Annotated in this window: 5 protein-coding genes; 1 reads left to right on the forward strand and 4 read right to left on the reverse strand. The window is 65.9% G+C overall.

Features of this window, described 5'->3' with window-relative positions:
- The 4 genes from EOD07_RS19105 to EOD07_RS19120 all read right to left on the reverse strand — a co-directional run.
- Positions 1 to 374: glutamine amidotransferase (locus tag EOD07_RS19105; protein ID WP_245470278.1), on the reverse strand; the 374-nt coding region annotated here is incomplete at its 3' end.
- A gap of 67 nt (positions 375 to 441) precedes the next feature.
- The gene (locus EOD07_RS19110) at positions 442 to 1,443 is read right to left on the reverse strand and encodes a rhamnose ABC transporter substrate-binding protein (RefSeq protein WP_042637892.1); all 1,002 of its coding nucleotides are present in this window, start codon (positions 1,441 to 1,443) and stop codon (positions 442 to 444) included.
- A 46-nt stretch (positions 1,444 to 1,489) separates the two neighbouring features.
- Complete coding sequence (locus EOD07_RS19115) at positions 1,490 to 2,479, reverse strand: ABC transporter permease (RefSeq protein ID WP_127236577.1); 990 nt, start codon at positions 2,477 to 2,479, stop codon at positions 1,490 to 1,492.
- The gene (locus EOD07_RS19120; protein WP_127236578.1) at positions 2,476 to 5,034 is read right to left on the reverse strand and encodes an ATP-binding cassette domain-containing protein; all 2,559 of its coding nucleotides are present in this window, start codon (positions 5,032 to 5,034) and stop codon (positions 2,476 to 2,478) included. The genes EOD07_RS19115 and EOD07_RS19120 overlap by 4 nt, the downstream gene beginning before the upstream one ends.
- Before the next feature lie 189 nt (positions 5,035 to 5,223).
- Between EOD07_RS19120 and EOD07_RS19125 the strand changes: the two genes are divergently transcribed.
- Positions 5,224 to 5,945: ROK family transcriptional regulator (locus EOD07_RS19125; protein ID WP_164772354.1), on the forward strand; the 722-nt coding region annotated here is incomplete at its 3' end.

The following is a 5,945-nucleotide window of genomic DNA, read 5'->3' on the forward strand; positions in this document are numbered from 1 at the left end:
GTGCCGAACATGCCTTGGAAGCCCATATAACCGCCGGCAAGCATCAATCCGCCGCCGCCTTCGACATAGGCTTTCAGGACGTCGAGGCGATTGACGCCGACACGGCCGGCGCGCGCCTCGGGCGTCACCAGCAGGCTCAGCGCGCCGACATCGGAAATCACCACCGCTTTGTAGGGCGCCAGCGCCCCGAGATCGTAAGGGAATTCGGCCGGACAACGCTCGCCGCCGATCTGGGTGACCGAGATACCCTCGGCGGCCAGAGCGGCGTTGAAGGCGGCCGCGCCGTTGACATAGGCGGCGCTGGTCAGCACCTCGACGCCGGAAGCCACCGTTGTCGTGGCCGAAAAGGTTTCGCCCGCAAGCAGGATCTTCATTGCCTAACCGTCCGCGCGATCGAGAAAAGAGCGGCGGGCGCTTGGCGCGCCCGCCGCGTTTAAAGGATCAGAACTTGAACTCGGCCAGGTTCTCCGGCGTCACGATCTTGGCCGGGCCGAGCACCAGCTCGCCGCCGGCGCCGATCGTGTATTCGCCGAGACGGCCGGCCTTGAACTTCTCGCCTTCCTTGCCGGTGATCTTGCATTGCGCCAGCGCCTGGGCGGCCTGGTAGGTCAGGTAGCCGAGATCGGAGACATTCCACCAGATGTCCTGGGCGGAGCCGTCCTTGATGTATTTCGAGATAAGCGTCGCCGGCGCCAGGCCGGTCAGCTTGACCTTGCCCATCAGGCCGGCTTCCTCCAGCGCGCGCGCCGCGGCCGGCAGGCCGATGCCGGCCGGAACGATGATCGCCTTCAGATCGGGGAAGGCCTGGACCAGCGCCAGCGCCTGCTGCTGATTGACCTGCTCGCTCTCCTCGCCATAGGCGACCTGCACCAGCTTCATCTTCGAAAATTTCGGCTCGGCCGCCATCTTCTTCTTCATGAAGTCGATCCAGGCGTTCTGGTTGGTGGCCGTCGGCGTCGACGACAGGATGGCGAAGTCACCCTCGCCGCCCATCAGATTGTAGGCGCTTTCCAGCATCATCTCGGCCAGGCTGTCGCCCTTGGCCTGGTTGGCGAAGACCGCGCGCGCGTCGCCGGCGACGTCGGAATCGTAGGACACCACCTTCACGCCCTGCTGTGCCGCGCGCTTCAGCGCGGGCGCAACGGCGTTGGCGTCATTGGCCGAGATGGCGATGACGCCGACCTTCTGGGTGACGAGGCTGTTGATGAAATCGATCTGCGCTTCCGCGGTTGCCTGCGACGGCGCGACCTGGATCGCCTTGCCGCCGATCTCCTTCGCGGCCTCCTCCGCGCCCTGCTGGGCGACCTTGAAATAGGGATCGGTGTCGAGCTTGGGCAGGAAGCCGACGGTCACCGGCTCCTTGGCGCATTCGTCGGCAAGGGCCAACGAGGCTGGGGCAAGCAGAATGGTCGATGCGAGCAGGGCTAGTCCAAACGCTTTCATTGTACACTCCTCCGTTTAATTCGGGCTTGCAGGAAGGGGCCCGAGATCACCCCTTGGTTTCGCGCAAAGCGCGCGATCTTGAGAGACGCTCCTCCAGGGAGCGCCAGTAATTGCCGACCAGCAGCGAGCCGATCAGAAGCAGGCCGATGATCATGCCTTGCGCGTCGCCGCCGATCTGGTTGAGCGCGAGCACGTTGCGGATGATGGCGATCAGCACCAGCGCCAGCATGACGCCGGTGAGCTTGCCCTTGCCGCCGAAGACGCTGACGCCGCCGAGCAGCACGATGGTGATGACGTCGAGCTCCATGCCGAGCGCGTTGTTGGCGCGCGCATTGGCGAGGCGCGCCGTGTAGACGATGCCGGCGATGGCCGCGACGACGCCCGATACGACGAAGAGCGAAAGCACCATGCGGCGCGTGTCGATGCCGGAATAGCGCGCGACCTCGGGGCTGCCGCCCAGCGCATAAAGCCGCTTGCCGGTTGCGGTCTTCTGCAGCACGACAGCGAAGATCGGCGCCAGTAAGAGAAATGGCACGATGGTCCAGGGAATCTGCGTTCCCGGCAGGTTGTTTATGCCGAAATCGACGATCGCGGGCGGCAGGATGTTGACCGAGCCGGTGCCGAGCAGGATGTAGCCGATGCCGCGATAGAGCGCCATGGTGCCCAGTGTCACCACCAGCGACTGCAGGCCGAGCGCCGACACCAGAAAGCCGTTGAAGGCTCCGAGCAATGCGCCGAAGAGCAGCGTCAGCGGGATCGCGGCGAATGTCGGCATGCCGGCCTGGACGGCAAGACCGAAGATCACCGACGTCAGCGCCAGCACAGAGGCGATCGAGAGGTCGATCTCGCGGCAGATGATGAGCAGCGTCATCGGCAGGATCAGCAGCGCCTTTTCCGACGCGCTGGCGGCAAGCTGCGAAAGGTTGAAGCCGGAGACGAAGTTCGGCACGAAGATCGCGGCGTAGAGGAACACCGCCAGGCAGGCGGCGGCCAGCAGCAAGTCCCAGAAATCGATGGAGCGGAGGAACTTGCTCATCTCATCCTCGCCTGTCTCGCCTGCTCGGCGCGCCGCACGATGAAGGTGTCGATGCCGATGGCGACGAGGATCACCAGGCCGTAGACGCCCTGCAGCCACAGCGGATCGACCCGCACCAGGGTCAGTCCGTTCTTGATGACCAGCAGCGTCAGCGATCCGAGCACGATGCCGAGCAGCGTGCCGGAGCCGCCACGGATGGCGACGCCGCCGACTACGGCGGACGCGATCACCGTCAGCTCGAAACCCAGCGCGACACGGGCGTCGATGGTGGCGTAGCGCGAGGCCCACAGCGCGCCGCACAGGCCGCCGAGCAACCCGGCCAGGCCGAAGGCCATCAGGATTCGCCGGTCGACGGGAATGCCGATGAGGCGCGCGCCGTCCGGATTGGAGCCGGTGGCGAACAGCTCGCGGCCGATCGCCGTGCGGTAGAGCAGCACATAGCCGGCGCCGAGGATAAGGATCGCGATGGCGACGATCAGCGGCACGCCGGCGAGCTTCAGCCCGGTCATGTCGAGCCATCGCTGCGTCACCTCGTCGGCGCTGACCTGGTCGCCGGCGGCCCAGATCGAGTTGAAGCCGCGGAAGATGGACATCGAGGCGAGCGTGACGACGATCGCGGGGATTTTCCCTCGGGTTACGACAAGGCCGTTGATGAGGCCGCAGATCGTGCCGACAGCGCAGGCGGTCGCGAGGCCAATGGCGATATCGAGGCCGGGATAGGCCTGGACCATGCTCGCCGCCATATAGGCCGAGAGGCCGATCACCGATGCGATGGAAAGGTCGATGTTGCGGGTGATCAGCACCAGCATCTGGGCAAGAGCGGCAACCACCAGCAAGGCCGCATCCATCGACACCGCTGTCAAATTGGCGGCGCTGACCATGCGCGGATTGATGATGGTGACCGGAATGGCGACCGCCAGCATCGCGGCGAGCAGGCCGAACTCGCGGCGCTTGAGGATATTCGCCGGGCCTTTGCTTGCTTCCTCGAGCGCGGCCTGCTCCGTCTGTGTCGTCGCGCCGGCCTGCTCGACCGTGCGGGTCGCGGCCTCGAGCACTTTTTCCTGGGTCGCTTCGCCGCTGGCGAATTCGGCCGTGCGATGGCCCTCGCGCAGCACGACGATGCGGTCGCACATACCGATGAGCTCCGGCATTTCGGAAGAGATCAGCAGGATCGCCATGCCTTGCGCGGCAAGATCGGCGATCATGGCATGAACCTCGGCCTTGGTGCCGACGTCGATGCCTTGCGTCGGCTCGTCGAGGATGAGCACACGCGGCTCGGTGCGCAGCCATTTGGCCAGCACCACCTTCTGCTGGTTGCCGCCGGACAATTCCTTGACCGGCTGGGCGTAGCCGGCGAAGCGCAGCTTCATGCGCTTCAGCCAATCGGCGACGAGACCAATGGCGCGGTCGGCGCCGTAGAGGCCGAAGCGAGACGCCTTGTCCAGCACCGGCAGCACGGCGTTGTCGAGAACGCCGAAATCCATCACCAGGCTCTGGCCCATGCGGTCTTCCGAGACATAGGCGATGCGCGCGTCCATGGCGTCGCGCGCCGAGGCGAAACGCACCGGCCTGCCGTCGATGAGGATCTGGCCAGCGTCAGGCTGGTCGATGCCGAACAAGACCCTCGCGATCTCGGTGCGGCCGCTGCCGACGAGACCGCCTAAGCCCACCACTTCGCCGGCATGGAGCTTGAGGTCGATATCGGCGAAGGCGCCGGCGCGCGACAGTCCGCTTGCCTCCAGCACCAGCGCGCCGGGCTTTTCGCGCCGGTCCGGGTAGAGATCGCTGACCTCGCGTCCGACCATCATGGAGATCGCGGCGGCGCGGCCAAGCTCGGCCTTCGGCTTGACGCCGACGAGGCGGCCGTCGCGCAGCACCGCGATGCGGTCGGCGATGCGGAAGATCTCGTCCATGCGATGGCCGACGAACATCATCGCCACGCCGTGCGCCTTGAGATCGGCGACGACGGCGAAAAGCCGCTCCACCTCGCGCTGCGAGAGTGCGGCGGTCGGCTCGTCCATGATCAGCACGCGCGCCTCGAGCGAGAGCGCGCGGGCGATCTCGACCAGCTGCTGCTCGGAGGTGCGCAGGGCGCCAAGCCTGGTGTCGGCCGGCACGGCAAGGCCGACAGTCGCCAACACCTTCTTCGCGCCGGCAATCATGGCGGCATTGTCGATGCCGCCGAAACGATCGCGCGGCATGTGGCCGAGATAGATGTTTTCCGCGACCGACAGGTCGGGAAACAGGCCGGGATGCTGGTGCATGACCGCGATGCCGGCGGCCTGAGCGTCGTGCGGCGAGCGGAAGCTGGCGGGTTTGCCGTCGACCTCGACATGGCCGTCCGTGGGTGAATACACCCCGGCGAGCAGCTTGACGCAGGTGCTCTTGCCGGCGCCGTTCTCGCCAAGCAGCGCCAGCACCTCGCCCGAACGCAGGTCGAAGGAAACATCCTTCAGCGCGACGGTGCCGCCAAAGGCCTTGGTGGCGCCGATCAGCGCCACTGGTGCCCCTGCCGCCGTCGCGACGGCTTCGCCAAGCGCGCCTTGCTGCAGCACGTTTCCTCCCTGGTCGTAGTTATTTTTTCAGTTTGCTATATTAAATGCGCCAAACCCGCAACCGGAAAATTGACTTCCTCGGGCGCAACGCGCAGTGTCGCGCCGTGCTCACCCGTGATCCGGCAGCCTTATGGCCGTGACCATGGATAGAGCCGGCCGCGCTCGCGGCAAGACCTGGGAGATGGCGTTTTGTCGGGAAAAGGCAGCAATTCGGTCAAGGTTCGGCACTACAACGAACGCTTCGTGCTCGACGCCATCCGCCGCCTGAAGGAGGCGTCCAAGTCGGACCTGGCGCGCGCCGCCCACCTCACGCCCGCCGCGGTCGCCGACATCGTCGATGGGCTGGAGCAGGCCGGTTTCGTAAAGCAAGTGGGAAAAAGATTCGGACAGCGCGGATCGCCGTCGATCCTCTACCGGCTGGCGCCGGAGCGCATCTACAGCGTCGGCATCAAAATCGGCCGGCGCGCGCTGGAAGCCGTGCTGGTCGATTTCGCCGGCGAGGTTCGGGCGCGCGCATCGCACGAGTACCGCTATCCGGATCCGGATCTAGTGCGCAGGGCCGGCAACACCTCGCTCGCCAATTTCGAGGCGCTGGTCGACGGGCTCGACGACGCCTCGATCGTCGGCGTCGGCATCGCCTCGCCCTATTTCCTCGGCGGCTGGAGCGAGGAGCTGGGTTTTCCGGACGACCTCGGCGATCGATGGGAAGCGATCGACCTCATGACCTTCTTCGCGACGCCGCCAAAGGTTCCGGTGTTCATCGAGAACGACGCCACCTCGGCGGCGTTGGCCGAGCTCGTGCAAGGCGCCGGCGCGCGCTTCCACGATTTCATGCATATCTCGATCGACACCTTCGTCGGCGGCGGCCTGGTGCAGAGCGGCAAGGTGCATACCGGCCCGCATGGCAACAG

The organism is Mesorhizobium sp. M2C.T.Ca.TU.002.02.1.1 (genome assembly GCF_003997225.1).

Excerpts from the sequence above, each read along its gene's own strand:
- EOD07_RS19110 (WP_042637892.1), bottom strand. The coding sequence starts at position 1,443 with ATGAAAGCGTTTGGACTAGCCCTGCTCGCATCGACCATTCTGCTTGCC.
- EOD07_RS19115 (WP_127236577.1), bottom strand. The coding sequence starts at position 2,479 with ATGAGCAAGTTCCTCCGCTCCATCGATTTCTGGGACTTGCTGCTGGCC.